The organism is Amycolatopsis sp. NPDC114505 (assembly GCF_055633615.1).
Window position 1 is genome coordinate 2,096,527 of the sequence record NZ_JBVKDV010000001.1, and the last position, 24,786, is coordinate 2,121,312.

Annotated in this window: 27 protein-coding genes and 2 riboswitches; of the genes, 13 read left to right on the top strand and 14 right to left on the bottom strand. The window is 70.7% G+C overall.

Features of this window, described 5'->3' with window-relative positions; genetic code table 11:
- Nucleotides 1–17: 17 nt before the first annotated feature.
- The 3 genes from ACZ7OU_RS10490 to ACZ7OU_RS10500 form a co-directional block, all read right to left on the bottom strand.
- On the bottom strand, nucleotides 18–404 hold the full coding sequence (locus tag ACZ7OU_RS10490) for a hypothetical protein (RefSeq protein WP_470254885.1): 387 nt from the start codon (nucleotides 402–404) through the stop codon (nucleotides 18–20).
- A 13-nt stretch (nucleotides 405–417) separates the two neighbouring features.
- On the bottom strand, nucleotides 418–1,158 hold the full coding sequence (locus ACZ7OU_RS10495; protein ID WP_470254886.1) for an OmpA family protein: 741 nt from the start codon (nucleotides 1,156–1,158) through the stop codon (nucleotides 418–420).
- Nucleotides 1,159–1,333: 175 nt separating this feature from the next.
- Nucleotides 1,334–2,152: an SGNH/GDSL hydrolase family protein gene (locus ACZ7OU_RS10500; RefSeq protein WP_470242208.1), complete on the bottom strand. Its 819-nt coding sequence runs from the start codon at nucleotides 2,150–2,152 to the stop codon at nucleotides 1,334–1,336.
- Between the two features lie 252 nt (nucleotides 2,153–2,404).
- Here ACZ7OU_RS10500 and ACZ7OU_RS10505 point away from each other — a divergent pair, with 252 nt between their 5' ends.
- Nucleotides 2,405–3,067 carry a DUF3159 domain-containing protein gene (locus ACZ7OU_RS10505; protein ID WP_470254887.1) on the top strand — a complete coding sequence of 221 codons (663 nt, stop codon included), beginning with the start codon at nucleotides 2,405–2,407 and terminating at the stop codon, nucleotides 3,065–3,067.
- Nucleotides 3,068–3,176: 109 nt separating this feature from the next.
- Here ACZ7OU_RS10505 and ACZ7OU_RS10510 read toward each other — a convergent pair whose 3' ends face one another.
- Together ACZ7OU_RS10510 and ACZ7OU_RS10515 are read right to left on the bottom strand one after the other, a co-directional pair.
- Nucleotides 3,177–4,133: an N-acetylglucosamine kinase gene (locus ACZ7OU_RS10510; RefSeq protein WP_470254888.1), complete on the bottom strand. Its 957-nt coding sequence runs from the start codon at nucleotides 4,131–4,133 to the stop codon at nucleotides 3,177–3,179.
- Complete coding sequence (locus ACZ7OU_RS10515) at nucleotides 4,130–5,176, bottom strand: SIS domain-containing protein (protein WP_364630804.1); 1,047 nt, start codon at nucleotides 5,174–5,176, stop codon at nucleotides 4,130–4,132. The genes ACZ7OU_RS10510 and ACZ7OU_RS10515 overlap by 4 nt, the downstream gene beginning before the upstream one ends.
- Before the next feature lie 148 nt (nucleotides 5,177–5,324).
- On the opposite strand from ACZ7OU_RS10515, the gene ACZ7OU_RS10520 reads away from it, so the two are divergent.
- Together ACZ7OU_RS10520 and ACZ7OU_RS10525 are read left to right on the top strand one after the other, a co-directional pair.
- Entirely contained in the window at nucleotides 5,325–6,080 is a 756-nt protein-coding gene (locus tag ACZ7OU_RS10520; RefSeq protein WP_470242205.1) for a GntR family transcriptional regulator, read from the top strand.
- A gap of 42 nt (nucleotides 6,081–6,122) precedes the next feature.
- Nucleotides 6,123–7,649, top strand: coding sequence for an MFS transporter (locus tag ACZ7OU_RS10525; RefSeq protein WP_470242204.1), 1,527 nt, complete (start codon nucleotides 6,123–6,125; stop codon nucleotides 7,647–7,649).
- On the opposite strand, the gene ACZ7OU_RS10530 is transcribed toward ACZ7OU_RS10525, so the two are convergent.
- Nucleotides 7,646–8,596 (bottom strand): threonine ammonia-lyase, encoded by a 951-nt coding sequence (locus tag ACZ7OU_RS10530; RefSeq protein ID WP_470242203.1) that lies wholly within the window; start codon nucleotides 8,594–8,596, stop codon nucleotides 7,646–7,648. The two genes, ACZ7OU_RS10525 and ACZ7OU_RS10530, sit on opposite strands and share 4 nt — an antisense overlap.
- 146 nt (nucleotides 8,597–8,742) lie before the next feature.
- On the opposite strand from ACZ7OU_RS10530, the gene ACZ7OU_RS10535 reads away from it, so the two are divergent.
- A complete protein-coding gene (locus ACZ7OU_RS10535) occupies nucleotides 8,743–9,474 on the top strand; it encodes a hypothetical protein (RefSeq protein WP_470254889.1) in 732 nt (243 codons plus the stop codon).
- 1 nt (nucleotide 9,475) lies between these two features.
- Here the strand turns inward: ACZ7OU_RS10535 and thiE are convergent, their stop codons facing one another.
- Complete coding sequence (thiE, locus tag ACZ7OU_RS10540; RefSeq protein WP_470254890.1) at nucleotides 9,476–10,141, bottom strand: thiamine phosphate synthase; 666 nt, start codon at nucleotides 10,139–10,141, stop codon at nucleotides 9,476–9,478.
- A gap of 132 nt (nucleotides 10,142–10,273) precedes the next feature.
- Nucleotides 10,274–10,379, top strand: a riboswitch (TPP riboswitch).
- Here thiE and thiO point away from each other — a divergent pair.
- The 4 genes from thiO to ACZ7OU_RS10560 all read left to right on the top strand — a co-directional run bounded on the left by thiO (nucleotide 10,374) and on the right by ACZ7OU_RS10560 (nucleotide 12,943).
- Nucleotides 10,374–11,450: a glycine oxidase ThiO gene (gene thiO / locus ACZ7OU_RS10545; protein ID WP_470254891.1), complete on the top strand. Its 1,077-nt coding sequence runs from the start codon at nucleotides 10,374–10,376 to the stop codon at nucleotides 11,448–11,450. Its footprint overlaps the riboswitch before it by 6 nt.
- Nucleotides 11,450–11,650 carry a sulfur carrier protein ThiS gene (gene thiS / locus ACZ7OU_RS10550; RefSeq protein WP_470242199.1) on the top strand — a complete coding sequence of 67 codons (201 nt, stop codon included), beginning with the start codon at nucleotides 11,450–11,452 and terminating at the stop codon, nucleotides 11,648–11,650. Before thiO ends, thiS begins: the two co-directional genes overlap by 1 nt.
- A gap of 1 nt (nucleotide 11,651) precedes the next feature.
- Nucleotides 11,652–12,410, top strand: coding sequence for a thiazole synthase (thiG, locus tag ACZ7OU_RS10555; protein WP_470242198.1), 759 nt, complete (start codon nucleotides 11,652–11,654; stop codon nucleotides 12,408–12,410).
- Between the two features lie 98 nt (nucleotides 12,411–12,508).
- Nucleotides 12,509–12,943, top strand: a complete 435-nt coding sequence (locus ACZ7OU_RS10560; RefSeq protein ID WP_470242197.1) for a MarR family winged helix-turn-helix transcriptional regulator — start codon at nucleotides 12,509–12,511, stop codon at nucleotides 12,941–12,943.
- Here ACZ7OU_RS10560 and ACZ7OU_RS10565 read toward each other — a convergent pair.
- Both ACZ7OU_RS10565 and thiD (ACZ7OU_RS10570) read right to left on the bottom strand, forming a co-directional pair.
- Nucleotides 12,940–13,746: an ion transporter gene (locus tag ACZ7OU_RS10565; RefSeq protein ID WP_470254892.1), complete on the bottom strand. Its 807-nt coding sequence runs from the start codon at nucleotides 13,744–13,746 to the stop codon at nucleotides 12,940–12,942. The genes ACZ7OU_RS10560 and ACZ7OU_RS10565 overlap by 4 nt on opposite strands.
- 59 nt (nucleotides 13,747–13,805) lie before the next feature.
- On the bottom strand, nucleotides 13,806–14,633 hold the full coding sequence (thiD, locus tag ACZ7OU_RS10570) for a bifunctional hydroxymethylpyrimidine kinase/phosphomethylpyrimidine kinase (RefSeq protein WP_470242195.1): 828 nt from the start codon (nucleotides 14,631–14,633) through the stop codon (nucleotides 13,806–13,808).
- A 105-nt stretch (nucleotides 14,634–14,738) separates the two neighbouring features.
- Here thiD (ACZ7OU_RS10570) and ACZ7OU_RS10575 point away from each other — a divergent pair, with 105 nt between their 5' ends.
- A complete protein-coding gene (locus ACZ7OU_RS10575) occupies nucleotides 14,739–15,749 on the top strand; it encodes a phosphatidylinositol-specific phospholipase C domain-containing protein (protein ID WP_470254893.1) in 1,011 nt (336 codons plus the stop codon).
- Here ACZ7OU_RS10575 and ACZ7OU_RS10580 read toward each other — a convergent pair.
- The gene (locus tag ACZ7OU_RS10580) at nucleotides 15,746–16,669 is read right to left on the bottom strand and encodes an NADP-dependent oxidoreductase (RefSeq protein WP_470254894.1); all 924 of its coding nucleotides are present in this window, start codon (nucleotides 16,667–16,669) and stop codon (nucleotides 15,746–15,748) included. The genes ACZ7OU_RS10575 and ACZ7OU_RS10580 overlap by 4 nt on opposite strands.
- Before the next feature lie 90 nt (nucleotides 16,670–16,759).
- Between ACZ7OU_RS10580 and ACZ7OU_RS10585 the strand changes: the two genes are divergently transcribed.
- Nucleotides 16,760–17,155, top strand: coding sequence for a winged helix-turn-helix transcriptional regulator (locus tag ACZ7OU_RS10585; RefSeq protein ID WP_470254895.1), 396 nt, complete (start codon nucleotides 16,760–16,762; stop codon nucleotides 17,153–17,155).
- 30 nt (nucleotides 17,156–17,185) lie between these two features.
- Here ACZ7OU_RS10585 and thiD (ACZ7OU_RS10590) read toward each other — a convergent pair whose 3' ends face one another.
- From thiD (ACZ7OU_RS10590) to ACZ7OU_RS10600, 3 genes are all read right to left on the bottom strand, one after another.
- Entirely contained in the window at nucleotides 17,186–17,986 is an 801-nt protein-coding gene (thiD, locus tag ACZ7OU_RS10590; protein WP_470254896.1) for a bifunctional hydroxymethylpyrimidine kinase/phosphomethylpyrimidine kinase, read from the bottom strand.
- The gene (gene thiC / locus ACZ7OU_RS10595) at nucleotides 17,983–19,617 is read right to left on the bottom strand and encodes a phosphomethylpyrimidine synthase ThiC (protein ID WP_470254897.1); all 1,635 of its coding nucleotides are present in this window, start codon (nucleotides 19,615–19,617) and stop codon (nucleotides 17,983–17,985) included. Before thiC ends, thiD (ACZ7OU_RS10590) begins: the two co-directional genes overlap by 4 nt.
- A riboswitch (TPP riboswitch) is annotated at nucleotides 19,611–19,732 on the bottom strand. Its footprint overlaps the gene before it by 7 nt.
- A gap of 38 nt (nucleotides 19,733–19,770) precedes the next feature.
- The gene (locus ACZ7OU_RS10600) at nucleotides 19,771–20,682 is read right to left on the bottom strand and encodes a S1C family serine protease (RefSeq protein ID WP_470254898.1); all 912 of its coding nucleotides are present in this window, start codon (nucleotides 20,680–20,682) and stop codon (nucleotides 19,771–19,773) included.
- A 200-nt stretch (nucleotides 20,683–20,882) separates the two neighbouring features.
- On the opposite strand from ACZ7OU_RS10600, the gene ACZ7OU_RS10605 reads away from it, so the two are divergent.
- Nucleotides 20,883–23,048, top strand: coding sequence for a glycoside hydrolase family 15 protein (locus ACZ7OU_RS10605; protein ID WP_470254899.1), 2,166 nt, complete (start codon nucleotides 20,883–20,885; stop codon nucleotides 23,046–23,048).
- A gap of 60 nt (nucleotides 23,049–23,108) precedes the next feature.
- On the opposite strand, the gene ACZ7OU_RS10610 is transcribed toward ACZ7OU_RS10605, so the two are convergent.
- Nucleotides 23,109–23,687 carry a peptide deformylase gene (locus tag ACZ7OU_RS10610; protein WP_470254900.1) on the bottom strand — a complete coding sequence of 193 codons (579 nt, stop codon included), beginning with the start codon at nucleotides 23,685–23,687 and terminating at the stop codon, nucleotides 23,109–23,111.
- 154 nt (nucleotides 23,688–23,841) lie between these two features.
- On the opposite strand from ACZ7OU_RS10610, the gene ACZ7OU_RS10615 reads away from it, so the two are divergent.
- Nucleotides 23,842–24,150 carry a DUF3263 domain-containing protein gene (locus tag ACZ7OU_RS10615; RefSeq protein ID WP_470242186.1) on the top strand — a complete coding sequence of 103 codons (309 nt, stop codon included), beginning with the start codon at nucleotides 23,842–23,844 and terminating at the stop codon, nucleotides 24,148–24,150.
- Nucleotides 24,147–24,767, top strand: a complete 621-nt coding sequence (locus ACZ7OU_RS10620; protein WP_470254901.1) for a LytR C-terminal domain-containing protein — start codon at nucleotides 24,147–24,149, stop codon at nucleotides 24,765–24,767. The genes ACZ7OU_RS10615 and ACZ7OU_RS10620 overlap by 4 nt, the downstream gene beginning before the upstream one ends.
- Nucleotides 24,768–24,786 lie beyond the last annotated feature (19 nt).

Consider the following 24,786-nt stretch of genomic DNA (forward strand, 5'->3'; position numbering starts at 1 on the left):
ACTTACCAGGATGGGTGTCAGCCACCGCGCCCAGGCTGGTGTGGCCACTGCGGGGTGACCTCGTCGGCTTCCGGCCAGGCGGGTTCCTCTTCGGTCGGCCAGTCCTCGGCCTGCGCGCCGCGCTGCGGGGGCAGCGGCAGCCGGCCTTCGCGGTGGCCCGCGGGCTCCGGTTCTTCGTCGTCCTGGACGGGTTCGTGCCGGTCGCTCTCGGGCTGCATCCAGGCCGCGGGGATGAACTGCGTCTGCTCGGCGGCGAGCGGCTCGGGCTCGTCGTAGGCGTCCACGAACTCGGGCTCGGGTTCAGGCTGGGGCCGGCGGGTGCGGAGGAGGAGCCACGAGGTGAGCGCGCCGAGGGCGAAGGCGATGATCAGCCACAGCCAGATCTGCCCGAACAGCCACACCATTCGCCATCACCCCTTAAACGACCGTGATCTCGACGCGCCGGTCTTCATCGCCGCCGCCGGCGGGGCGGGTGTCGCCCAGCCCCCGGAAGGTCACGCGGTTGGCTGTCAGCCCGTTGGTGGTGAGGATCCGCGTGACGGCTCTGGCACGGTCCCGGGAAAGCTTCAGCGAGCCGCTCGCGCTGCCGGACCCGCGGGCGGCGTGGCCGGTGACGCGGTACCGGAAGGTGTCCGGCGACTTGGCGAGGGCGATCGCGACGGTGCGGGCGGCCTGTTCGCCTTCGGGGGTGAGCCGGGCGGTGTCCGGCACGAAGGTGATCGGCGCCTCGGCGAGCATCCGGTCGATCTCGGCCTGCACCCCGGCCTTGTCGGTGGGCGGCGGCGGAGCAGTGGCACTGGTGGTCGGCGGCGGCGGGCTGCTGGTGGGCGGCGGCGCGCTGGTGGTGGCCGGGTTCGGGTTCGGGGCCACGGGGGTGACGTCGCCTTGCAGCTGGGCCGCCCGCACCCCATCGACGTTCTGGACGACCTCGAGGGCTTTGAGCGCTTGATCGGGGGCGAAGCCGGTGAGGGTGGCATCCCGTCCGTCGAAGGTGACGTTGCCCTTGGTCAGCCCGGCCTTGGCGAGCGCGGCCTGGGCGTCTGCGGTGAGCTCACGCTGGATGCTCCCGCCTTGCGCCCAGGTGACGACCCCCGCCAGCAGCGCGGTGACCAGCACCGCGATCGGGACCACGAGGATCCAGCGACGTCCACCGGACATAAGGGGACTGTAAGCCGGGTGGAGCGGGTTGGCGAGCCGGAGAAGGGGTGGTGGTCCACAAGTTGTCCCCAGGCAAGTCGACATGTGGACAACTGGCCGACCTGTGATCACCCGGGCACTGGCGGTCGTGAGTGAGAAACAGTGTTCTAACCCTGTTTCTCACTCACGACCCGTCTCAGCTGGCCTGCTGCCGCGCCTGGGCGTTGTCCGGTACCTCGAGGACGTCCATCGGCAGCAGCGGTGCGAGCTGGGGCCGCTTCGGCGACAACCCGTCCCCCATCGACTGGCCGCGCAGCTGCCTGCGGATCCACGGCAGCAGGTACAGCTTCGTCCACGTCAGGTCCGACCGCCGCGAGTCGATCCAGCGGTTCGGGACCGCTTCCGGGGGCCACGGCTCGCTCCAGTCGCCCGCCGTCGGGACGCCCAGGACCTCCGCCGACTTCATCGCTATGCGGCGGTGGGCCTCCGGTGAGAAGTGCAGCCGGTCGTCGCTCCACGCGCGGCGGTCGTGCAGCGGCTCCATCGTCCACAGGTCGACCATGCGGGCGCCGTGGCGCTCCGCGATCGCCCACAGGTGGGCGTTGTAGATCCCCACCTTGCCGCGCAAAACCGACATCACGGACAACACCTTCGTGTCCGGGCCGTTGAAGATGAGCACCGGGATGCCCGCCGCGCGCAGCTTGGCCACGCCCTCCTCGAGCCGGGCCGCCACCGCGTCGACGTCCGCCCCCGGGACGATGATGTCGTTGCCGCCCGCGCACAGCGTGACCAGGTCGGGCTTCAGTTCCAGCGCGATCGGGAGCTGCTCGTCCATGATCTCGTCGAGCATCTTGCCCCGGAGGGACAAGTTGGCGTACTGGAAGCCGCTTCGCCCCCCGGCCAAGATCTCCGCGAGCCGGTCGGCCCAGCCGCGGAACGAGCCGTCCGGCAGCTCGTCGTTGAGCCCCTCGGTGAAGCTGTCCCCGATCGCCACATAGCTGTCGAATCCGTACACGCTGGGTCCCCTTCCCGTCCTGCGACCGACTCCCCGACATGTAGTTGTACACCCCAACTAACCATCCGGGCCCCACCGGTGTTCAGCCTGCGGTAACAGTGTCTTATCTTGTCGGCCTTCTCCGCCTCTCTATTACGTAGTTTTCACCTACCGCATGCCGTGAGACCGCACACTCGAAGGCAATCACCAGACTCTTGTGGCGTAAATCTCCCTGCCGGCAGCCTCCGCGGCGCCATCCGGCACGCTGGACACGTGTCCGCAGAACCCCGTGAGTCGCTCGCGCAGATCCTCGGTGGCCGCCGGGGTGCGCTGGACGCCAGTATCCCGCCCGCCGGCTTCGTCGTCGGCTGGCTCGCGGCCGGGCAGTCCATCGCCTGGGGCGCCGGTGTCGCCATCGCGGTCGCCGTGGCCCTCGGGATCTTCCGGATGGTCCGCGGCGGGAAGATCCGTGCGCTGGTCGTCAGCCTGGCCGCCGTCGTCGCCGCCGCGCTGATCGCCCTGCACACCGGCCGTGCCCAGGACTTCTTCCTGCTGCAGCTGATGTCCAATGTGGCCAGCGCGCTGCTCTGGGCGGCCAGCATCGTGATCCGCTGGCCGCTGCTCGGCGTCGTCGTCGGCCTGGTGCTCGGCCAGAAGACGCGCTGGCGGCGCGACCCCGTGCTGCTGAAGGCCTACTCGCGCGCCAGCTGGGTGTGGGTGTTCGGCCAGTACGTGCTGCGGGTGGTCGTCTACGGCCTGCTGTGGTGGTCCGGCCAGGTGATCGCGCTCGGCGTGGCCCGCACGGTGCTGTCGTGGCCGCTCGTCGCGCTGACCGTGGCGGTGAGTGGCTGGGTGCTCTACCGGGCGTTGCCCCCGGAGCATCCCGGCCTGCGACTGGCCCCCGAAACCGGCCCGGACGACGTACCCGGGACATAAGGCGGCCCCCGGCGAGGGGGGAGGGTCCGGGGGCCAGGGACTACGTTACCCGGCCGACGGGGGTCGAGTCGACGTTTTGGCGTCTTCGCGTCGCGTTTTACTCAATTTTTTAGGGAAATACTGGTCTAACCACCCCTTCGCCGAAAGCGTCCACGGCCGCGAGCCAGGCCGCCCCCAGCACCCCATCCGAGCTGGTCAGCACCTCGAGCCCGGCCAGTCCGCGGCGCACGAGAGCGCCGACCGGGCTGGTTCCGGTGAGCACCGAACCCACGAGCACGACCGGGGTCGACTCGCCGGGCTCGCGCGCGGCGAGGGCGTTCGAGACCAGAAGTCCGGCCGCTCGGGTGACGATTTCGCCCGCCGCGGGCTCGCCCGCGGCGTGCGCGGCACTCACCAAAGGGGCGAATCGGGCGAGCCGGACCGGCGCCTCGGCGTTGGCGGTCGTGATCAACGCGCGTGCTGCCGCGAGCCGCTCCGCGTCCGTCCGTACGTCCAAACCGGACGGTCCGAGTGCCTCGGTGAGCACCGCCGACGGGAGCCCGGCGAGGGACAGGCCGCGCCCGAGAGCCTCCAAAGTGGATCGGACGGCTTCGCGGCCGAGCCAGAACGCGGAGCCTTCGTCGCCGAGCAGCCAGCCGTAGCCGCCCGCGGTGCCGGCCAGCCGGCGCTTGCGGATCCGGCCCGCGATGGAACCGGTCCCGGCGACGAGCACGGTCCCGTCCGGCGCCGACGTCGCGGACGCGTACGCCACTTCGGCGTCGGCCACGACCCGCACGCCCGTGAGCCCTATCCGCGCCCACGCCGCGTCGAACACCGCCGCCACGCGCACGTCGCTGAGCTTGCTGACCCCGGCCATGCCGACGACGCACGCCCGCACGTCGCCCGGATCGCGGGTGCCGAGCGCTTCGGCGATCGCGTCGGCGATCCGCCCCGCGGCGACCTCGGGCGCGTGCGCGTTGGGGTTGGCGCCGTCGCCGCGCCCGGTGCCGAGCACGACGCCGGCGGCGTCGACCAGTGCGGCCCTGGTCGACGTGCCGCCGGCGTCGACGCCGATCGCGAAGGTCACCTGGTCTTGGTCACCTTCAGCAGGCCGCGCGGGCTGTCCGGGTCGCCGCCGCGGGCGAGGGACAGGCCGAGCGCGATCCGCTGGATGGGCAGGATCTCCAGGATCGGCGCGAGCTCCTCGACCGTCGGCGCGACGTCGATGCGCAGCGCCGCCGGCACCTCCGAGGCGGCCGAACCGACGGCGAGGACGTCCGCGCCGCGCTTGCCGACGGCCTCGAGGACCTCGTGCATCGCCTGGCCGCCCTGTCCCTTGCTGGTCACCGCGAGCACGGCGGTCTCGCCGTCCACCGCCGCGACCGGGCCGTGCAGCAGGTCCGCGCCGCTGTACGCGCGGGCGGCGAGGTAGCTGGTCTCGGCCAGCTTCAGCGAGCCCTCCAGCGCCGACGCGTACGAGTAGCCGCGGCCGGTGGTGAGGACGCGGTCCACGAAGCGGTACCGGTCGACCGCGCGCTGGACGCCCTCGGCCGCACCGTCGAGGGTCTGCTGCGCCAGCTCGCCGATCTTCTCGGCGTCGGCCGCCTTGCCGCCGCGCACCGCGTCGATCAGGAGGTAGAGCGCCATCAGCGTCGCCGAGTACGTCTTGGTCGCGGCGACGGCCTTCTCGAGACCGGCGCCGATGTCGACGCCCAGTTCGGACGCCGCCCGCAGCGGCGAGTCCGGGGTGTTGGTGACGGACACCGTCAGCGCGCCCTGGCGGCGCGCCGTTTCGGTGACCTCGATCAGGTCGGGCGAACCACCGCTCTGGCTGACCGTGACGAACAGCACGTCCCGCAGATCGGGCCGCGCGCCGTACAGCGTCGCCGTGGACGGGGAGACAAGACCAGCCGGAAGGCCGAGCAGTACCTCGATCAGGTACTTCGCATACAACGCTGCGTGGTCACTCGATCCACGCGCGGCGAGCAAAGCGAAGCGCGGGGGCCGTTGTGAGATCTTTTCCGCCACCTCGGCGATTTCCGCCTGACGCCCCACCAGTCCGGCCAGGACGTCCGGTTGCTGGGCGATCTCCGCGGCCATGTGCTCGCCGGGCCGTTGTTCGGTCATCATTTTCCTCTCCACCTCCGGCATTATGTACCGGACTCAGGCGGCGTCGGTCAGGTCTAGACCAATCTTAGTGGGGCGGCGCGTTTGGGGAAAAGGGTACGTTTCTTCTGGGGACGTGGCGCGCAATGAGGGAAGACATAGGGAGTCGGGCATGTTGGAGACCACCACCACGGGCGAGGCGAGTGCCGTCGCCGGGATGCGCGGGCAGCGCGAGCCCAAGTACTGGGCGCTGAAACAGCACCTCCTCGACCTCCTGGACGTGCTGCCGCCCGGGTCGCCGATCCCGACCGAACGCGCGCTCGCCGGGGAGTTCACGGTTTCCCGCACCACCGTGCGCCAGGCGCTGGCGGACCTCACCGCCGAGGGCCGCCTGCACCGTGTGCAGGGCAAAGGCACCTTCGCGGCCGAGCCGAAGCTCGCGCAGCGGCTGCAGTTGTCCTCTTACACCGAGGACATGCGGCGCCAAGGCCTGAAGCCGTCTTCGAAGCTGCTGGAGCTCGAGGAGCTCCCGGCCGAGGGCGATCTCGCGAAACTGCTCGGAATCCGTACTGGTGCGAAAATTCTTCGCCTTCGACGGCTTCGACTGGCGGACTCGCAGCCGATGGCGCTGGAGACTTCGCACCTGCCGGCCGGCCGATTCCGCGGGCTGCGCAAGCACGTCTCGGCGGGCGGTTCGTTGTACGCCGTTCTGCGCGAGTACTACGGCGTGGAACTCGAACGCGCGGAGGAGTCGATCGAGACGTCGCTCGCCGGTCCGGAAGAGGCGGAGATGCTCGGCGCCGACGTCGGCATGCCGGTGCTCCGGCTGACCCGGCACTCGTTCGCCACGGACGGCAAGCCGGTCGAGTACGCCCGCTCGGTCTACCGCGGCGACCGGTACAAGTTCGTCACGACGCTGATGCCCTGACCCGGTGTTGACGGCGATCACCGCGCAAGGTGGAGTTGCGGGGTGACTGCCACCGAAGACACCGGGATCCGATGGGGGACGCACGCCGCCCGCGGCGTGCTCGCCACCACGATCCTCGGCTCGGGCATGGCGATGCTCGACGGCACCATCGTCAACGTCGCCCTGCCCCGCATCGGCGCCGAGCTGAACGCCTCCGTCGCCGGGCTCCAATGGATCCTCGACGGCTACCTGCTGGCGCTCGCCGCGCTCATCCTGGTCGCCGGCTCGCTCGGCGACCGCTACGGCCGGCGCCGCGTGTACCTCATCGGCGTCGTCTGGTTCGGCGTCGCCTCCGGGCTGTGCGCCGCCGCCGTGTCCACCGAGATGCTGGTCGCGATGCGGATCCTGCAGGGCATCGGCGGCGCGCTGCTGACGCCGGGGTCGCTCGCGATCCTCCAGTCGTCCTTCGCGCACGACGCCCGCGCCCGCGCGATCGGCGCCTGGTCCGGGCTCGGCGGCATCGCCGCGGCCGCCGGACCACTGCTCGGCGGTTTCCTCGTCCAGGTCTGGTCGTGGCGGCTCGCGTTCCTCATCAACGTCCCGATCGCGGTCGTCGTCGTGCTGATGGCCCGGAAGTTCGTCCCCGAGTCCCGCGACCCGGAGGCGACCGGGCACCCGGACTTCGGCGCCGCGGCGCTCGGCGCGCTCGGCCTCGCCGGGATCACCGGCGCGCTGGTGGAGGCGCCGGGACGCGGCATCGGTGACCCGATCGTGCTGGTCGCGGGCCTGCTGGGGATCGCCGGGCTGACCGCGTTCGTCGTCGTCCAGCACCGCTCGCGCGAGCCGCTGGTGCCGCCGTCGCTGTTCCGCGACCGGACGTTCACCCTGGCCAACGTGCTGACCTTCGCCATGTACGCGGCGCTCGGCGGCGTGATGATGCTGCTGGTGATGCAGCTGCAGGTGTCGCTGCACTACTCGCCGACGGCGTCCGGCCTGGCCGGGCTGCCGCTCACGGTGGTCATGCTGCTGCTGTCGGGCCGGTCGGGCGCGCTGGCGCAGCGGATCGGGCCGCGCGCGCAGCTGGTGGTCGGCCCGATCGTCGTCGGCATCGGGATGCTGCTGATGCTGCGCATTGCGCCCGGCGCGTCCTACCTCGGCGCGGTGCTGCCGGCGGTCGTCGTGTTCGGGCTCGGCCTGGCGACGGTGGTGGCCCCGGTGACCGCGACGGTGCTCGCCGCGGCCCCGGACCGCTTCGCCGGCGTCGCGTCCGGGGTCAACAACGCCATCGCGCGGTCCGGCGGGCTCTTGGCGGTGGCGGTGCTGCCGGCGGCGGCCGGGCTGACCGGCGAGGCGTACGCCGACCCGGTGGCGCTCACCGCGGGCTGGCGGATGGCGCTGGTGATCTGCGCGGCGCTGGCGATCGCCGGCGGGCTGATCGCGCTGGGCATCCACAACGGCGTGCTCGCGCCCCCGACTCCTCCGCCCCCGGCCGCCGACGAGTCTCCGCACCTGGGCGAGTGCTACCACTGCGGTGTCGAGGGCCCGCCGACGCACGTCCGCGGCGGCGGGACCCCGGTCGCCGGTTCCTAGCCCGCGAGGATCTCCGCGAACATCGCCGGGTCGGCGTTGCCGCCCGAGACGACGGCGACCGTGCGTCCGGCCGGCAGCTCTTCGGCGTGGAACAGGTACGCCGCCGTCGCCACCGCGCCGCTGGGCTCGGCGACCAGCCGGGCCTTGCGGGCGAGCGTGCGCATGGTCTCGCGGATCTCGTCCTCGGAGACCGTGACCATGGCGTCGACGACCTCCTTCAGGTGTGCGAAGGTCAGCTCCGACGGCTGCGCGCGCAGGCCGTCGGCGATCGTCCGGGCGCGGTCCGCCTGCGGCCAGTCGACCTGACGGCCCAGGCGCAGCCCCTCGGTCGTGTCGCCGGCCAGCGCCGGCTCGACGCCGATGACCTTCGCGTGCGGGGCGCGGGCCCTGATGGCGGTGCCGACGCCGGACGCCAGCCCGCCGCCGCTGACCGGCACCAGCACGACCTCGACGTCGGGGAGGTCCTCGGCGATCTCGAGGCCCGTCGTGCCCTGTCCGGCGATGATCGCCGCGTCGTCGAAGGGCGGGACGAGGGTCAGCCCGCGTTCGGCGGCCAGTTCGTGCGCTTTGGCCTCGTGCTCGCCGATCGGCACCTCGATCACCTCGGCGCCGTACGCGCGGGTGGCCTCGACCTTGATCCGCGGCGCGATGTCCGGCACGACGATCACCGCGGGCACGCCGTACTGCTGCGCGGCGTAAGCGACGGCTTGCGCGTGGTTGCCGCTCGAGTAAGCGATGACGCCACGGGAGCGCTGCAGCTCGTCGAGGGAACCGATCGCGTTGAACGCGCCGCGCACCTTGAACGCGCCGACCGGTTGCAGGCTTTCGGGTTTGAGCCACAGGGTTCCGCGGGGGTCCCACGTCTGGAGCAGCAGGGGCGTGCGCACGGCGACACCCTGGACGCGCTTCGCCGCGGCCTCGATGTCTGAGATCGTCACCAGTTCCATGTGCCGAGTATGTCAAGAAAGTGTTCGGCCCGGAGTGTCTATTGTGGACAGACGGAGTGGTCCTCCTCACGTCACGGCAACGCGGGGAGTTCCTCGCGCGCCTTAGACGTTGGACAGGGGAGAAGACTTACTACCGGATCGGGATCATGAGCAAGGAGAACGCAGCGGCTTCCGAAGCGAAGGAAGAGAAGTCAGGCCTGCGGATCGCGCAGGTGATGGCAGCGGCACTGGCGGCGGTGACGGCGGCACTGCTGGGATCGACGCTCGGCGTGGCGGGGACCGTCGTGGGCGCGGGCGTGGCGAGTGTGATCACGACGGTCGGCGGCGAGGTGTACCTGCGCTCGCTGCAGCGCACGCGCGCGGCGGCGGCGAGGGCCCGGCAGCTGGCGACGTCGGGGATCCGCCGGCGTGGCGGGACCGGTTCCGAGGGCGAGCTGGCCGAGCAGCCGACGGTGCGGCTGCCGCGGCCGGAGTCACCGCCCGAGGAAGAGCCTTCGCGGCTGCGGAAGCTGCGCTGGCCGTTGATCATCGGCACGAGCGTGGTGGCGTTCGCGGTGGCGATCCTGGCGATCGTCGGCGTCGAGGCGGCGACGGGCGGCAAGGTGGCGGCGGGCACGGGCTCGAGCATCGGCAAGATCTTCGGCGGCGGGTCGGGCACCACGGACCCGACCCCGTCGACAACGCCGTCGACCTCGACGAACGACACGCAGGACTCACCGACGAACACGCCGTCGACGACCACGGAGACGACCACCCCGCCGACGACGTCGTCGCAGTCCCCGACGACCACCCCGACGACCCCGAGCACAACGGCCCAGCAGCCGACGACGTCGGCCCCGCCGACCAGCCAGGGCGCGGCGACCACCCCGACCCCGTAGGTCAGGGAAGGCGGGCCCGCAGCTCTCGCGCGGCGGCTTCGGGGTCCTCGGCCTCGGTGATCGCCCGGACGACGACGATCCGCGACGCTCCCGCCTCGAGAACCTCCGGGAGCCGCGGGCCGTCGATTCCGCCGATCGCGAACCACGGCCGTGCGGGAGCCGAAGACGCGGTCGCGCGGACCAGGTCCAGCCCCGGCGCGGTGCGCCCGGGCTTCGTCGGCGTGGGCCAGCACGGGCCCGTGCAGAAGTAGTCCACGCCCGGCTCCGAAGCGGCGGCCGAAGCCTGCGAGACGGAGTGCGTCGAGCGTCCGATGACCACCTCGTCGCCCAGGATGCGGCGGGCCAGGGGGACCGGGATGTCGTCCTGGCCCAGGTGGAGCACGTCCGCGCCGACCGCCAGCGCTACGTCCGCGCGGTCGTTCACCGACAGCAGCGCTCCGTGGCGCGCGCACGCCTCGGCCAGCACCTCCAGCGCCGCGATCTCGGCCGCGGCCTCGAGCGGAGAGCCGCCGGTCTTGTCGCGCAGCTGGATGATGTCGACGCCGCCGGCCAGCGCCGCGTCGGCGAACGCGGCCAGGTCGCCGCGGGCTGTGCGGGCGTCCGTGCACAGGTACAGGCGCGCGGCGTCGAGGCGGGCGCGGATCTTGTCACCGGAGAGGGCGGGCATAGCGGCGACCGTACCTCGGCGGTTGATAATCCGACCAAAGCAGGCAGGCCGTCGAACGGCAAGTGCCGTTGCCGCGAAAGTCATCCGGCCGTGGCTGCGGTTGGATTATCAACCAACGGCACAGTAGGGTGGACGGGTCCGCACGGGAGCCCGAGGGACGGGCTGAGAGGGAGCTGCCGCTCCGACCGTGGAACCTGATCCGGGTCATGCCGGCGCAGGGAGCGTGATTCCCATGACGAACACCCTGGCCGTCGTCGGTGGCGGCGTCATCGGCCTGTCCGCGGCCTGGCGAGCCGCGCGCACCGGCCGCGAAGTCACCCTCTACGACCCTGAACCCGTCCGCGGTGGCGCGTCCTGGCTGGCCGGCGGCATGCTCGCCCCGGTCACCGAGGCCTGGCCGGGCGAGGAGGACGTCCTCACGCTCGGCGAAGCCTCTTTACGTCGCTGGCCCGGCTTCGCCAGCGACCTCGCGCAGGAGGGCGTCGACCCCGGACTCGCCGAGCACGGGACGCTCGTCGTCGCGTTCGACAGCGCCGACGCCGGGCACCTCGACATCCTCGCCGCCCACCTGCACTCGCTCGGCCGCGCGGCCGAACGGCTCACCAGCCGGGAGACCAAGCGGCTCGAACCCGGGGTCGGGTCCGTCCGAAGTGGACTCCACGTGCTCGGCGACCTGGCCGTGGACAACCGGAAACTGCTCCACGCCCTGTACGCGGCCTGCGTCAACCACAAAGTCCGGTTCGTCCGCGAGCGCGTCGAACGGATCCCGGACGCCGACGCCGTCGTGCTCGCCGCGGGTGCCTGGACCGGGCGGCTGCACCCGCAGCTCGCCGACGCCGTCCGCCCGCTCAAGGGCGAGATCCTGCGCCTGAAACCGCGCCGCGGCTGCCTGCCGCCGCCGTCGCGCACCGTGCGGGCCGTCGTCGAGGGGCGCCCGATCTACCTCGTCCCGCGCGGCGACCAGGAGCTTGTGCTCGGCGCGACGCAGTACGAAGCGGGCTTCGACCGGGCCGTCACCGCGCGCGGCGTCCGCGAGCTGATCGAGGGCGCCGAGCGCGTCTTCCCCGCGATCACCGAGTACGAGCTCGTCGAGACCGCCGCGGGCCTGCGGGCCGGCAGTCGGGACGTGCTGCCGTACGTCGGTGTCCTGGACGACGGCGTCTTCGCCGCCACCGGGCACCACCGCAACGGCTTGCTGATGGCCCCCGTGACCGCGGACGCCGTCCTCGCCTGGCTCGAGGGTGAGAAGCCGCCCGAAGGCGTCGAAGCGGCTTCGCCCGCCCGCCTGCACCAAAAGGAGCACGTGTGATGGAGATCAAGCTCAACGGGACGTGGACGGAGTTCCCGGACGGCGCGACCGTCGCCGACGTCCTCGACGCGTCGGGCGGCCAGCGGCCCGGCATCGCCGTCGCGGTCGACGGCGTCGTCGTCCGCCGCGGCGACTGGGCGGCCACCGCCGTGCCCAAGGGCGCGGCACTCGACGTGCTCACCGCGGTCCAGGGAGGCTGAAATGGACGAAGAACCGCTGGTCATCGGCACGCACAAGCTGTCGTCGAGGCTGATCATCGGCACCGGCGGCGCGGCGAACCTCGCCGTGCTCGAACGCGCGCTGGTCGCGTCCGGCACCGAGCTGACCACCGTCGCCATGCGCCGCGCCGACGCCGAGGGCGGCTCCGGCGTCCTCGAACTGCTGAAGAGGCTCGGCATCGAGCTGCTGCCGAACACCGCGGGCTGCCGCACGGCCGCCGAAGCCGTGCTCACCGCGCAGCTGGCGCGCGAGGCGCTCGGTACCGATCTCATCAAGCTCGAGGTGCACGCCGACGACCGGACGCTGCTCCCGGACCCGATCGAAACCCTCGACGCCGCCGAACGGCTGGCCGCCGACGGGTTCACCGTGTTCGCCTACACGAACGACGATCCGGTGCTCGCGCTGCGCCTCGAAGAGGCCGGCTGCGCCGCGGTGATGCCGCTGGGCGCGCCGATCGGCACCGGCCTCGGCATCCGGAATCCGCACAACATCGAGCTGATCGTTTCGCGGGCGGGCGTCCCGGTGATCCTGGACGCCGGAATCGGCACGGCGTCCGACGCGACGCTGGCGATGGAGCTCGGCTGCGACGCCGTCCTGCTGTCCACCGCCGTCACCCGGGCGACGGACCCCGAACGGATGGCCGCGGCGATGCGCTCGGCCGTCGTCGCCGGTCACCTGGCCCGCAGCGCCGGGCGCGTGCCGCAGCGGTTCTGGGCGCAGGCATCGAGTCCACCCCGGTGAACACGGGTGCCTTAACGCCGAACGTGCACCGCGAACCCGTAAGGTTGTCGGCACTTTCCGGCGCACCCGCGGCGGGGCAAGGGCAGAAGGAGCCAGCCGTGACCAGCACCTCCGTCCAGGACGTCTCGGGCAGGTTGTACCTCGCCGTCGGCAGGCTGTCCCGGTCACTGCGGCAGGCCGGGGTACCCGGCCCGGGCCACGGCGCCATCTCGGCCCTCGCGACGCTGGTGATCTCCGGTCAGCTGCGTCTCGGCGACCTCGCCGCGAAGGAGGGCGTCGCCGCGGCGACCATGTCGCGGATCATCGCGTCGCTCGTCGAGGCGGGCTACGTCAGCCGCGAGTCCGACCCCGTCGACCGCCGCGCGTGGCTGGCGAAGGCGACCGAGGAGGGCGAGCGGCTCGTGTCCGGCGTCCGGTCGACGCGGGTGCAGGAGCTGAACCGGCGTCTCGACCGCTTGACGCCCGAGCACCGCGAGGCCCTGACGACGGCGCTCCCGGCGCTGGAGGCGCTGATCGCGGACGAGGACCGCTAAGCGGCCTGCTCCCGCCTCAGCTCGGCCAGCTCCGCGCGGACGGCGCGCAGCTCCTCGAGGATCTCCCGGTTGGCTTCGGCCTGCGTCGCGGCCTGCTTGGCCTCTTCCTCGCGGATGTCCTGGCGCAGCTCGTCCTCCATGCCGCTGACGACCACGGCGATGAACAGGTTCAGCACGGCGAAGCTCGACACCAGGATGTAGACGACGAAGAAGATCCAGGCCATCGGCGCCTGGACCATGATCTCCTTCGCGATGTCCGGCCACGCCTCGCCGGTCATCACCTGGAACAGCGTGAACAGCGACGTGCCGAGGTCACCGAAGTTCTCCGGCGAGATGACGCCGAACAGCTTGGTCGCCATCACCCCGGCGACGAAGATGATCAGCGCGAGCAGCGCGGCGATCGACGCCATGCCGGGGATCGCCGCGAGCAGCCCGGACACGACCTTGCGCATCGACGGCACGACCGAGATCAGCCGCAGCACCCGGAGCACGCGCAGCGACCGCAGGACGGCGAACGGCCCGGTCGCCGGGATCACCGCGATGCCGACGACCAGCAGGTCGAAGACGTTCCAGTTGTCGCGGAAGAACGCGCCGCGGTAGGCGTAGAACTTCGCGAGCAGCTCGGCGACGAAGATGCCCAGCGCGATGTGGTCGAGGACGTGCAGGAGCGTCCCGTAGCCGTTCATCAGGGACGTCGACGTTTCCATGCCGAGCGTGGTCGCGTTGAACACGATCACGGCGATGATGAAGTTCTGGAAGCGGCGGTCCTCGAGGACCTTCGCCACCCGCTCGCGCCCGGTCAAGGCCGCCCCCTGCTCAGTTCAAGGATGAGTAAACGCAGGGATGGTAACCGGGCGGGTGCTCAGCGCTCTTCGGGTGCCAGCCGCCAGAAGGCCGAGACGGGTCCGACCTTGGCGCCCATCGGGTAGGCGTGCTCGACGGCGTGGGAGACGAACCACTTGCCGTACCGCGCCGCCTCGACCACCGGCATGCCCTTGGCCAGGCCCGCCGTGAGCGCCGACGCCATCGTGTCGCCCGCGCCGTGCGTGTGCGGCGTCGGATACCGCTCGCCCGGCAGCTCCACGAACGTCGAGCCGTCGAAGAGCAGGTCGACGCATTCCGGGTCGGACTGCAGGTGGCCGCTCTTGACCAGGACGTACTTCGGGCCCATCCGCTGGAGCACCACGGCCGCGGTGTGCATGCCCTCGCGGTCCTTCACGGTCATGCCGGTCAGGAGGCGGACCTCGTCCAGGTTCGGGGTCAGCACCGTCGCGCGCGGCAGCAGCTCGTCGCGCAGGGCGTGCAGGCCGGCGTCGTCGAACAGCGGGTGGCCGTGCATCGACGCCGCCACCGGGTCGACGACGAACGGGATCTTCTCGTCGCGGCCGATCCCGGCCTTGTCACACGCGGCCGCGACGGCGTTGATGATCTCCGCGGACGCCAGCATGCCGGTCTTGGCCGCCCCGACGCCCATGTCCGCCGCGACGGCCTCGATCTGCCCGGCCACGATGTGCGGCGGCAGGTCGGCGCGGTCGTGCACACCCAGGGTGTTCTGCACCGTGACGGCGGTGACCGCGACCAGGCCGTGCACGCCGCAGGTCAGGAAGGTGCGCAGGTCCGCCTGGAGCCCGGCGGCACCGCCGGAGTCCGACCCGGCGATGGTCAACGCCGTGGGAGGGCTCGTCGTCATGGTGGTTTCCCGACTTCTGGTCTAGGCCAATCGGCCTCTTTTGCTTCATCAACAGTCAACCACGGTGAGACATTGTGAACGTTACTCACGTTCGAAGGAGCCTGGATGAAGCTCTTCTCGGTGGTCCTCCTCGCGGCAGCTCTCACGTTCTCGGGAGCGACTGCTGCCAACGCGGACAGCCCAAAGCTCTCCCATGTCACCACGGTCGGCGTGCACAACACGTACGACCCGGCGGCCTACGGCTATCTGGCCCAGGCGCTCGACGCCGGGTCGTCGCTGATCGAGCTCGACGTCTGGCCGGACTTCTTCACCCACGAGTGGAAGGTCAGCCACTCGAACCCGTTGGGGAACAACAACAACTGCGTCGCGGCCACGTCGGCGTCGCAGCTGTACACCGGCGGCAAGAACAAGAACCTCGAGTACTGCCTCGACGACATCCGGATCTGGCTGGCCGCCCACCCCGGGCACACGCCGATCACGCTCAAGCTCGAGATGAAGACGGGCTTCTCGGACAACACCGGCATGGGCCCGGACGAGCTGGACGCGACGTTCCGCTCGCACCTCGGCAGCGTCGCGTTCCGCCCGAGCGAGCTGCTCGGGAGCTACGCCACCCTCGACGACGCGTCCAAAGCGGACAACTGGCCGTCCGTGGACGCGTTGCGGGGCCGTGTGATCACCGAGATCATCCCCGGCACGGTCGAGGAGCAGAACCCGACCGACACGCTCAAGACGGACGTCGAGTACGCGCGCTACCTGGTCGGCCTCAAGAACGCCGGCAAGCTCGGCGACGCGAACATCTTCCCGACCGTCCACGGTGCGGCCGGCGGTGACCCGCGGGACAAGTACACCGCCGACCTCAAGCCGTGGTTCGTCGTGTTCGACGGCGACGCGAACGCGTGGGTGACGCAGACCGGGCCGTGGTGGTACGACGCCAACCACTACTACGTCGTGATGACCGACGGGCAGAACGTCGCGCCGGCGATCGACGCGCACAACCCGACGGTCGAGCAGGCCAACCAGCGCGTCGCCGACCTGGCGAAGCAGCACGCGTCGGTGATCACGTCGGACTGGACCGGGCTCACGACGGTGCTGCCGCAGGTGCTCGCCCGGGGTTAGACGGTCAGCACGAGCTTGCCGGCCACCCGGCCGGACTCACCCAGCTCGTGCGCCTTGGCGGCGTCTTCCAGCGGGAAGGTCTGCTCGACGCGGACCTTCAGCTGACCGGCCTCGATCAGCTCGACGAGGCCGGTCAGCCCGCCGCGGTCCGGCTCCACGAGGATCCGTTCGGTGCGGACATTGCGCTCGGCGGCTTTTCGGGCAACCTGGTCCGCGACGCCGCTGGGCACGCCGATCAGCAGGCCGCCCTCCTTGATCGCGGGGAGCCAGCGCAGGTCGCTGTCCTCGCCGACGAGTCCGAAGTAGACGTCCACATCGGACGTGGTGGCTTCCTTTTCGTGGTAGTCGATCGGCTCGTCGACACCGAGTTCGCGCAGGAAGTCGTGCTTGCCGGCGCTGGCCGTGCCGATGACGTACGCGCCGCGTGCTTTCGCGATCTGTACCGCGAGGTGGCCGACCCCACCCGCGGCGGCGTCGACGAAGACGCGCTGTCCCTTGTGGACATCGGCGACGTCGACGAGGCCCTGCCAGGCGGTGAGCCCGGCCAGCGGCAGTGCGGCGGCCTCGGCGAACGACAGTCCGGCCGGCTTGCGCACGAAGTGCCGCGAGGGCGCGGTGACGTACTCGGCGTAGGCGTTGCCCGGGCGCGGGAACCACGGCATGCCGAGGACTTCGTCGCCTTCCCGGACACCGGTGGCCCCGAAGCCGACCTCCTCGACGACGCCGGCGACGTCCCACCCGACGGTGAACGGCGGCTCGCCGAGGAACCCACCGCCGGCCCGCACCTTCCAGTCGACGGGGTTGATGCCCGCGGCCTTCACCCGCACCAGGACCTCCGTCGGCCCGGGTTCCGGGCGCGGTGCTTCGGTGACGCGGAGCACCTCCGGTCCGCCGAGGGTCTCCTGGGTCACGACGCGCATCTCTGCTCTCCTTCTTCCTGGGTGTCCCCCTATACTCGGAGCGTTCGTCACTTTTCGCCAGAAGGCACTTGTTCGTAAAGTAGGTACCTCGTGGAAACTACCTGTGACCAGGACGGAACCTGGGACGTCTACCTCCGCAGCTGTCCGTGCCGGGACGTGCTCGACCTGCTGGCCAACAAGTGGACGGCCCTGATGCTGGGCGCACTGGCCCGCGGCCCGCACCGCTTCGGCGAGCTGCGCCGCGCGGTCGACGGAATCAGCCAGAAGATGCTGACCCAGAACCTCCGCCAGCTGGAGCGCGACGGCTTCCTGACGCGCACGGTGTACCCGACAACGCCCCCGACGGTGGAGTACGCACTGACGGAGATGGGCACGGAGGTGGGGGCGCACCTGGTGGCGCTGAGCACGTGGTCGCAGGCGAACTTCGACCGCATCCGCTCGTCACGCGAGGAGTACGACGGCCGGGAGCTGCAGCCGGTCCGTTAGCCGCTGAGTTCGGCCAGACCGGCGAGCGGTTCAGTGGTCCAGCACCCAGAACGGCGACACCGGCCCGACACCCGCACCGAGCGGGTAAGACTCGGCGACGCAGCGCTCGATGAACTTCTTCCCCGCTGCCACCGCGTCCGGCACTGACGCGCCCTTCGCCAGTGACGCCGTGATCGCCGAGGCCATCGTGTCGCCGCCGCCGTGGGTGTTCTCCGTCTTGAACCGCGGGCCGCTCAACGAGATGAACGACTTGCCGTCCGACAGCAGGTCCACGCACTCGGACGTCCCCTGCATGTGGCCGCCCTTGACGAGAACCCACTGCGAGCCGAACTCCAGCAGTGCCTCCGCCGCCGCGCGCTGGGATGCCTCGTCGGAAACCGAGATGCCGGTCAAGAGCCCGACTTCGTCCAGGTTCGGCGTGATCAGCGTCGCGCGCGGGAACAGCTCTGTGCGGATCGCCTCCAGCGCGTTCTCCCGGAGCAGCGCGTGGCCGGTCATCGACGCCGCCACCGGGTCGACCACCAAGGGGAAGCCCATCCCCAGCTCATCCAGGGTCTTCCCCACCGCGCGGATGATCTCCGCGGTCGCGAGCATGCCCGTCTTCGCCGCGTTCACGCCCATGTCGGACGCCACCGCCTTGATCTGCGCGGTGACGACGTCGGCCGGGATCTCCGTGAAACCCTGCACGCCCAGGGAGTTCTGCACGGTCACCGCGGTCAGCGCGACGAGCCCGTGTACCCCGTTCGCGAAGAACGTCCGCAGGTCCGCCTGGATGCCCGCACCACCGCCGGAGTCGGATCCGGCGATGGTGAGGGCGGTGGGCGGTGTCACGGCTGCACCACGGGCAGGTAGACCTTGCCGCCGGACTCGGTGAACTCCGCCGACTTCGACGCCATGCCGGCCTCGATCGCCTCCACTGTGGACAGACCGTGCTCCTCGGCGTACTTGCGGACGTCCTGCGTGATCCGCATCGAACAGAACTTCGGCCCGCACATCGAGCAGAAGTGCGCGGTCTTGGCGGCTTCCACGGGCAGCGTCTCGTCGTGGAACGAGCGGGCGGTGTCCGGGTCGAGCGACAGGTTGAACTGGTCGTTCCAGCGGAACTCGAAGCGCGCCTTCGACAGCTCGTCGTCCCACTCCTGGGCGTACTGGTGGCCCTTGGCCAGATCGGCGGCGTGCGCGGCGATCTTGTACGTGATCACGCCGGTCTTGACGTCGTCGCGGTTCGGCAGGCCGAGGTGCTCCTTCGGCGTGACGTAACACAGCATCGCCGTGCCGTACCAGCCGATCTGCGCCGCGCCGATGGCCGACGTGATGTGGTCGTACGCCGGCGCGATGTCCGTCGCGAGTGGACCGAGGGTGTAGAACGGCGCTTCGCCGCAGAGCTTTTCCTCGAGCTCGACGTTCTCCTTGATCTTGTGCATCGGCACGTGGCCGGGGCCCTCGATCATCACCTGGACGTCGTGCGAGCGCGCGATGTGCGTCAGCTCGCCGAGGGTCTCCAGCTCGGCGAACTGGGCGCGGTCGTTGGCGTCGGCGATCGAGCCGGGGCGCAGGCCGTCGCCGAGGGAGAACGTGACGTCGTACTGCCGGAGGATCTCGCAGAGCTCCTCGAAGTGCGTGTACAAAAAGGACTCTTGGTGGTGCGCGAGGCACCACGCGGCCATGATCGAGCCGCCGCGGCTGACGATGCCGGTCACGCGCCGAGCGGTCAGCGGGATGTAGCGCAGCAGCACGCCGGCGTGCACGGTGACGTAGTCGACACCCTGTTCGCACTGCTCGACGATGGTGTCGCGGTAGACCTCCCACGACAGCTTTTCCGGTTCCCCGTCGACCTTTTCCAGCGCCTGGTAGATCGGCACGGTGCCGACCGGGACCGGTGAGTTGCGGATGATCCACTCCCGCGTCTCGTGGATCCGCTTGCCCGTCGAAAGGTCCATGATCGTGTCGGCGCCCCAGCGGGTCGCCCACACCATCTTGTCGACCTCTTCCTCGACCGACGACCAGACGGCCGAGTTGCCCATGTTGGCGTTGATCTTCACCAGGAAGTTCTTGCCGATGATGGTCGGCTCGGACTCGGGGTGCTTGCGGTTGACCGGGATCACCGCGCGGCCGCTCGCGACCTCGGCGCGCACGAACTCCGCGGAAACCCGTTCGCGGGCGGCGACGTACTCCATTTCCCGCGTGATGACACCCTGTTTGGCCCACCCGAGCTGGGTGTTGTGCTCACGCCCGTCGGCCCAGCCCGCGCGCAGCCGGTGCAGTCCACTGTGGACGTCGATCGATGCTTCGGGGTCGGTGTACGGGCCGGAAGTGTCGTAGACGTCGAAGTGTTCGCCGTTCGAGAGGTCGATCCGGCGTGCGGGAACACGCAGGCCGGATTCGGTCTGGTGATACACCTTGTGTGAACCGGTGATCGGTCCGGTGGTGACGGAGACGTCCTTGTTTTCGAGCGTCGTCAACGACTTTCACTCCCTACGCCGGCATTACCCGGTCAGGTTCATGCGGTCGGTGACGCCTGCGAAACGCAAGTCACCCTCTCAGCCCGCCATGGCGCGAGCTCCCGCGTTGGTGTTGTGCCACCGACCATGCCACGCCGGAGCGCGATACTCAAGTCACCCGACCAACTCGGCCGGAGTGGCGTACACGTCGACCATGGCTCCGTTGCGCAGCACGGTGATCGGCAGTGCGGTGCCGATCACTTCCGCGAACAGCTGGCGCTGGATCCCCTGGGCGTCCGAGACGCGGGTGCGGCCGACGGTCAGCACGAGGTCGCCCGCCTTGAGGCCCGCGCGGTCGGCGGGACCGCCGGAGACGACCTCGTGCACCCTCAGCCCGGCGCTCTGCCCGGTGCGCTCGGCGATGTCGTCCGGCAGCGGCGCCGGGACGCCGACGACGCCGAGGTACGCGCGCCGCACCCGGCCTTCGACGACGAGGGTGTCGATGATCCGCCGGGTCGTCGCGTTGATCGGCACCGCGAGGCCGAGCCCGAACCCGGCGACCGCGGTGTTGATCCCGACGACGCGGCCGGCGGAGTCGGCGAGCGCGCCGCCGGAGTTGCCCGGGTTGAGCGCGGCGTCGGTCTGGATGACGTCTTCGATCACGCGCCCCGCGCGGCCGTGGCGCACCGGCAGCGCCCGGCCGAGCGCGCTGACGACGCCCGCGGTGACGGTGCCGGAGAAGCCGAGCGGGCTCCCGATGGCCACGACGAGCTGCCCGACGACGAGCTGGTCGGCGTCGCCCAGCTGAGCGGCCGACGGTGTCTCGCCGCGCGCCCGCAGCACCGCGAGATCGGACAGCGGGTCGGCGCCGACGACGTCGAACGGCACTTCGCTGCCGTCGGCGAAGGTCGCGACGCCTTTTCGGTTGCCGTCGACGACGTGCGCGTTGGTCAGCAGGTGGCCATCGGCAGCGAAGACGACGGCCGAGCCGCTGCCGCGCGCGAGCTGGACCCCGGCGACGTGCGGGGTGACGGTCTTCGCGACCGTGCTGACGGCACGCGAGTAGGCGTCCATCGCGTCTTCCATGAGCACCTCGATTACACCGTTGCAGGTACTACAAGTCTGCGCCGGAAAGCGCTCGAAGTCCGTTCGCTGCTGGAGAACCGGCCGGGCGGACCAGTGACGGTCAGTGGTTCACCGGATCGGACCATGCGCCGGTGAAGGATCGGCGAGACACTTCCAGGCGCTTCTGTAACGGTGCAGAAGTGACTTTCTGTGGGGTTGATATGCGAAAACTCATGTTCGGCGCCCTCGCCGGGCTGCTGGTCACCGGTCTGGTCCCGGGGATCGCGGCGGCCGCGGGAGAGGCTCCCGGCGCTCCGGGGACCCATCCCAGCTGGCTGCCCGCGAACAAGACCGGCTTCGGCACGGCTCACGACCGGTCCAGCAACGTCTGGTTCACGCTCCAGGGCGGCCAGATGTCCGAGGTCTACTACCCGGACCTGTCGACGCCGAGCGTCCGGTCGATGAACTTCGTCGTCACGGATGGCCGCGGCTTCGCCGACCTCGACTACGCCGAGAAGGCGCAGCAGGTGCGGCGGACCGACGACGACAGCCTGACCTACGAGCAGACGATCACCGACGACCAGCACCGCTGGCGGCTGCGCAAGACCTACGTCACCGACCCGGCCGCCACGACCGTGCTGGTGGACGTCGACTTCCAGTCGCTCACCGGGCGTCCGTACCAGCTCTACGCGGTCGCCGACCCGGACCTGACCAACGACGGCTCCGACGACTCGGCCGCGCGCAAGGGCGACGCCGTCACCGCGCAGGACGCGACGAACGCCGCCGCGCTGACCGCCAAGCCCGCGTTCACGAAGACGAGCGTCGGCTACGCGGGCTCGTCCGACGGCAACACGCAGCTCACGAAGACCTTCAAGCTGGCGCAGTACGACACCGCCGCCAAGGGCAACGTCCTGCTGACCGGGCAGACGAGCGCCGACGGCGTCCGGAACCGGCACGTCACCCTCGCCCTCGGCATGGGCGCGAAGGCCGCCGACGCGCTCGGCAGCGCGCAGGCGTCGCAGCGACGCGGCGTCCGCGACATCACCCGCGCGTACGACCGCGGCTGGGAGCAGTACCTGCGCGGGGTGAGCAAGCCGCCGTCGTCGCTGAAGACCGACGCCGAGCGTGACCTCTACAAGGCGTCGATGCTGACGCTCGCCGCGAGCGAGGACAAGCACCACCCTGGCGCTTTCATCGCGTCGCCGAGCATGCCGTGGCGCTTCGGGAACAACGACCCGGAGTGGTCGCCGTCCGGCACCTACCACCTGGTCTGGCCGCGTGACCTCTACCAGATCGCGACCGGCCTGGCCGCCGGCGGCGACACGGCCGCCGCGAACCGCTCGGTGTCGTACATGTTCGGCACCCAGCAGCAGGCCGACGGGCACCTGCCGCAGAACAGCCGGGTCGACGGCGTGCCGTACTGGACGTCGATCCAGCTCGACGAAACCGCTTTCCCGATCGTGCTGGCCCAGCAGCTCGGCCGCAACGACCTGTGGCCCGGCGTCCGCAAGGCCGCCGACTTCATCCTCGGGTACGTGGGCCCGAACGGGCAGCGGGCGCCGTACACCCAGCAGGAACGCTGGGAGGAGCAGGACGGCTGGTCCCCGTCGACCATCGCGTCGGTGATCGCCGGGCTCGTCTGCGCCGCGGACATCGCTTCGCACAACGGAGCTCCGGCGGACGCCGCGCGCTACCTCGCGGCGGCAGACAAGATGAAGGCCGACCTGCCGAAGCAGACGATCACCACGAACGGGCCGCTGTCGAAGGACCCGTACTTCGTCCGGCTGACCAAGGACGCGAACGCCAACGCCGGGACGACGTACAACCTCGGCAACTCGAGCGTCACGATGGACCAGCGCGCCGTCACCGACGCGGGCTTCCTCGACCTGGTCCGGCTCGGCATCTACCGCGCGGACGACCCGGTGGTTCGCAACAGCATCAAGGTCACCGACAAGGACATCGCGTTCACCACGCCGACCGGCCAGTTCTGGCACCGCTACACGAAGGACGGCTACGGCGAGCAGGCCGACGGTTCGCCGTGGGACTACACGTTCCCGGCCGAGAGCCGCACGACGTTCGGCCGGCTGTGGCCGCTGCTGGCCGGCGAGCGCGGCGAGTACGAGCTGACGCTCGGCGACCGGGCGTCGGCCGCGCGGCGGCTGCGTGACCTCGGCCGGGTGAGCAGCTCGGCGGAGACCATGCCGGAGCAGGTGTGGGACGAGAACGCGCCGTCGGGGCAGCCGGGCTTCGCGACGGGCACGCCGAACAACTCGGCGACCCCGCTGGCCTGGACGCACGCCCAGTACGTCCGGCTCGCGCAGGACGTCAAGGCGGGCTCGACGCTGGAGACGCCGCAGGTGGTCCGCTGCCACTTCCTCGGCTGCTGAACCCCGTCGTGAGTGAGAAACAGTGTTCTAACCCTGTTTCTCACTCACGACCGGGGCGGGTCAGAGGACGGCGCCGTCGTCCTCGGGGGTCTTCGGCGGCAGCCACGAGTTGCCCGGGACGCCCCACTTGTTGGACTTCAGCATCTTCTTCGCCGCGCGCGCGTGCCGGCCGACCAGGCGGTCGAGGTAGATGAAGCCGTCGAGGTGGTCGGTCTCGTGCTGCAGGCAGCGCGCGAAGTAGCCGGTGCCCTCGACCTCTATCGGGTTGCCCTCGACGTCGGAGCCGGTCACCTTCGCCCACGTCGCGCGGCCCGTCGGGTACGACTCGCCGGGCGCGGACAGGCAGCCCTCCCAGTCGTCGTCCGGGTCCGGCATGGTCTCCGGGATCTCCGACGTCTCGAGCTTGGGGTTCACGACGAGGCCCTTGTGCCGGACGCCCTCGTCGTCCGGGCAGTCGTACACGAACACCCGCAGGTCGAGGCCGATCTGGTTGGCCGCGAGACCGACTCCTTCGGCGGCGTACATCGTCTCGAACATGTCGTCGGTGAGCGTGCGCAGCTTCTCGTCGAACTCGGTGATCTCCCGAGTCGGCTGGTGCAGCACGGGTTCGCCGGCGATCACGATGGGGTGGATGGTCACGACCACGCAGTTTAGTCGGACCCCTCTGGTAGACCTGCATCAGACCGTGACGCGCCGACGCGGATGCCCACGTCGGCGTGCGCTTCCGTGGTTGAATGGCGCCCGCGGAAGAGCTAGGTCTGATTCGCCATACGCCCGATTGAGAGGGACTCGGATGGACGCCGCGGAGTCGATGGCTGAGCCGCAGCCGTCGCCGCCGAAGCCCGTGCCCGGCCTGACCGAACGCGAGGTCGAGATCCTCGTCTTCGAGCGCCAGTGGTGGCGACATGCCGGGGCGAAGGAGAACGCCATCCGCGAACGCTTCGATTTGTCCGCGACGCGCTACTACCAGCTGCTCAACAAGCTGCTGGAGAAGCCGGAGGCGATCGAAGCCGACCCGATGCTGGTGAAGCGGCTGCGCAAGACGCGCGCCGCCCGCCAGCGCAAGCGTGGCGCCCGGCGACTGGGGATCGAGCTGAAATGAGTGTGTTTTCGGGAATGTCCCGGCCGATGAAGGCCGCGGGCGTCGTCCTGATCGGGGTGGCCATCATCGCCGCGGTCATCGGCGGCGTGTCCGCGTTGAGTGGTGACGGGTCGAACGAAGCCGGGCCGAGCGGGGCGCCCAGCTCGCCGGGCAGCTCCACCGGGTCGCAGCCCCCGCCGGGGTCGACCTCGACGACGCCGCCGTCCTCGACTTCGACGAACCCGACGTCGCCCACCCCGCCGTCGCCTACTACGCCGACGCCGGGCCAGCCGACGTCCGGCCAGCCGGGGCAGCCCGGTGACCACCAGGCGGGCAACAAGTGGGTGACCGTCCGGGTGTTCAACAACTCGACGATCAAGGGCCTGGCGGACCGCGCGGCGGAGGACTTCCGCGGGAGCGGCTGGACCATCAACGAGGTCAGCAACTACTCGCAGGGCACCATCCCGACGACGACGGCGTTCTACCGCCCGGGCACCGACGAGGAAGCCGCGGCCAAGCAGCTCGCGCAGGAGTTCGGGATCAAGGCGGAGCCGCGCTTCCCGGGGATCGAGGGCGCGAGCCCGGGCGTGATAGTGATCGTGACGAAGGAGTACCAGGCCGGCCACAAGGGCAGCTGAGCTTGGGAGAGCGGCCGTC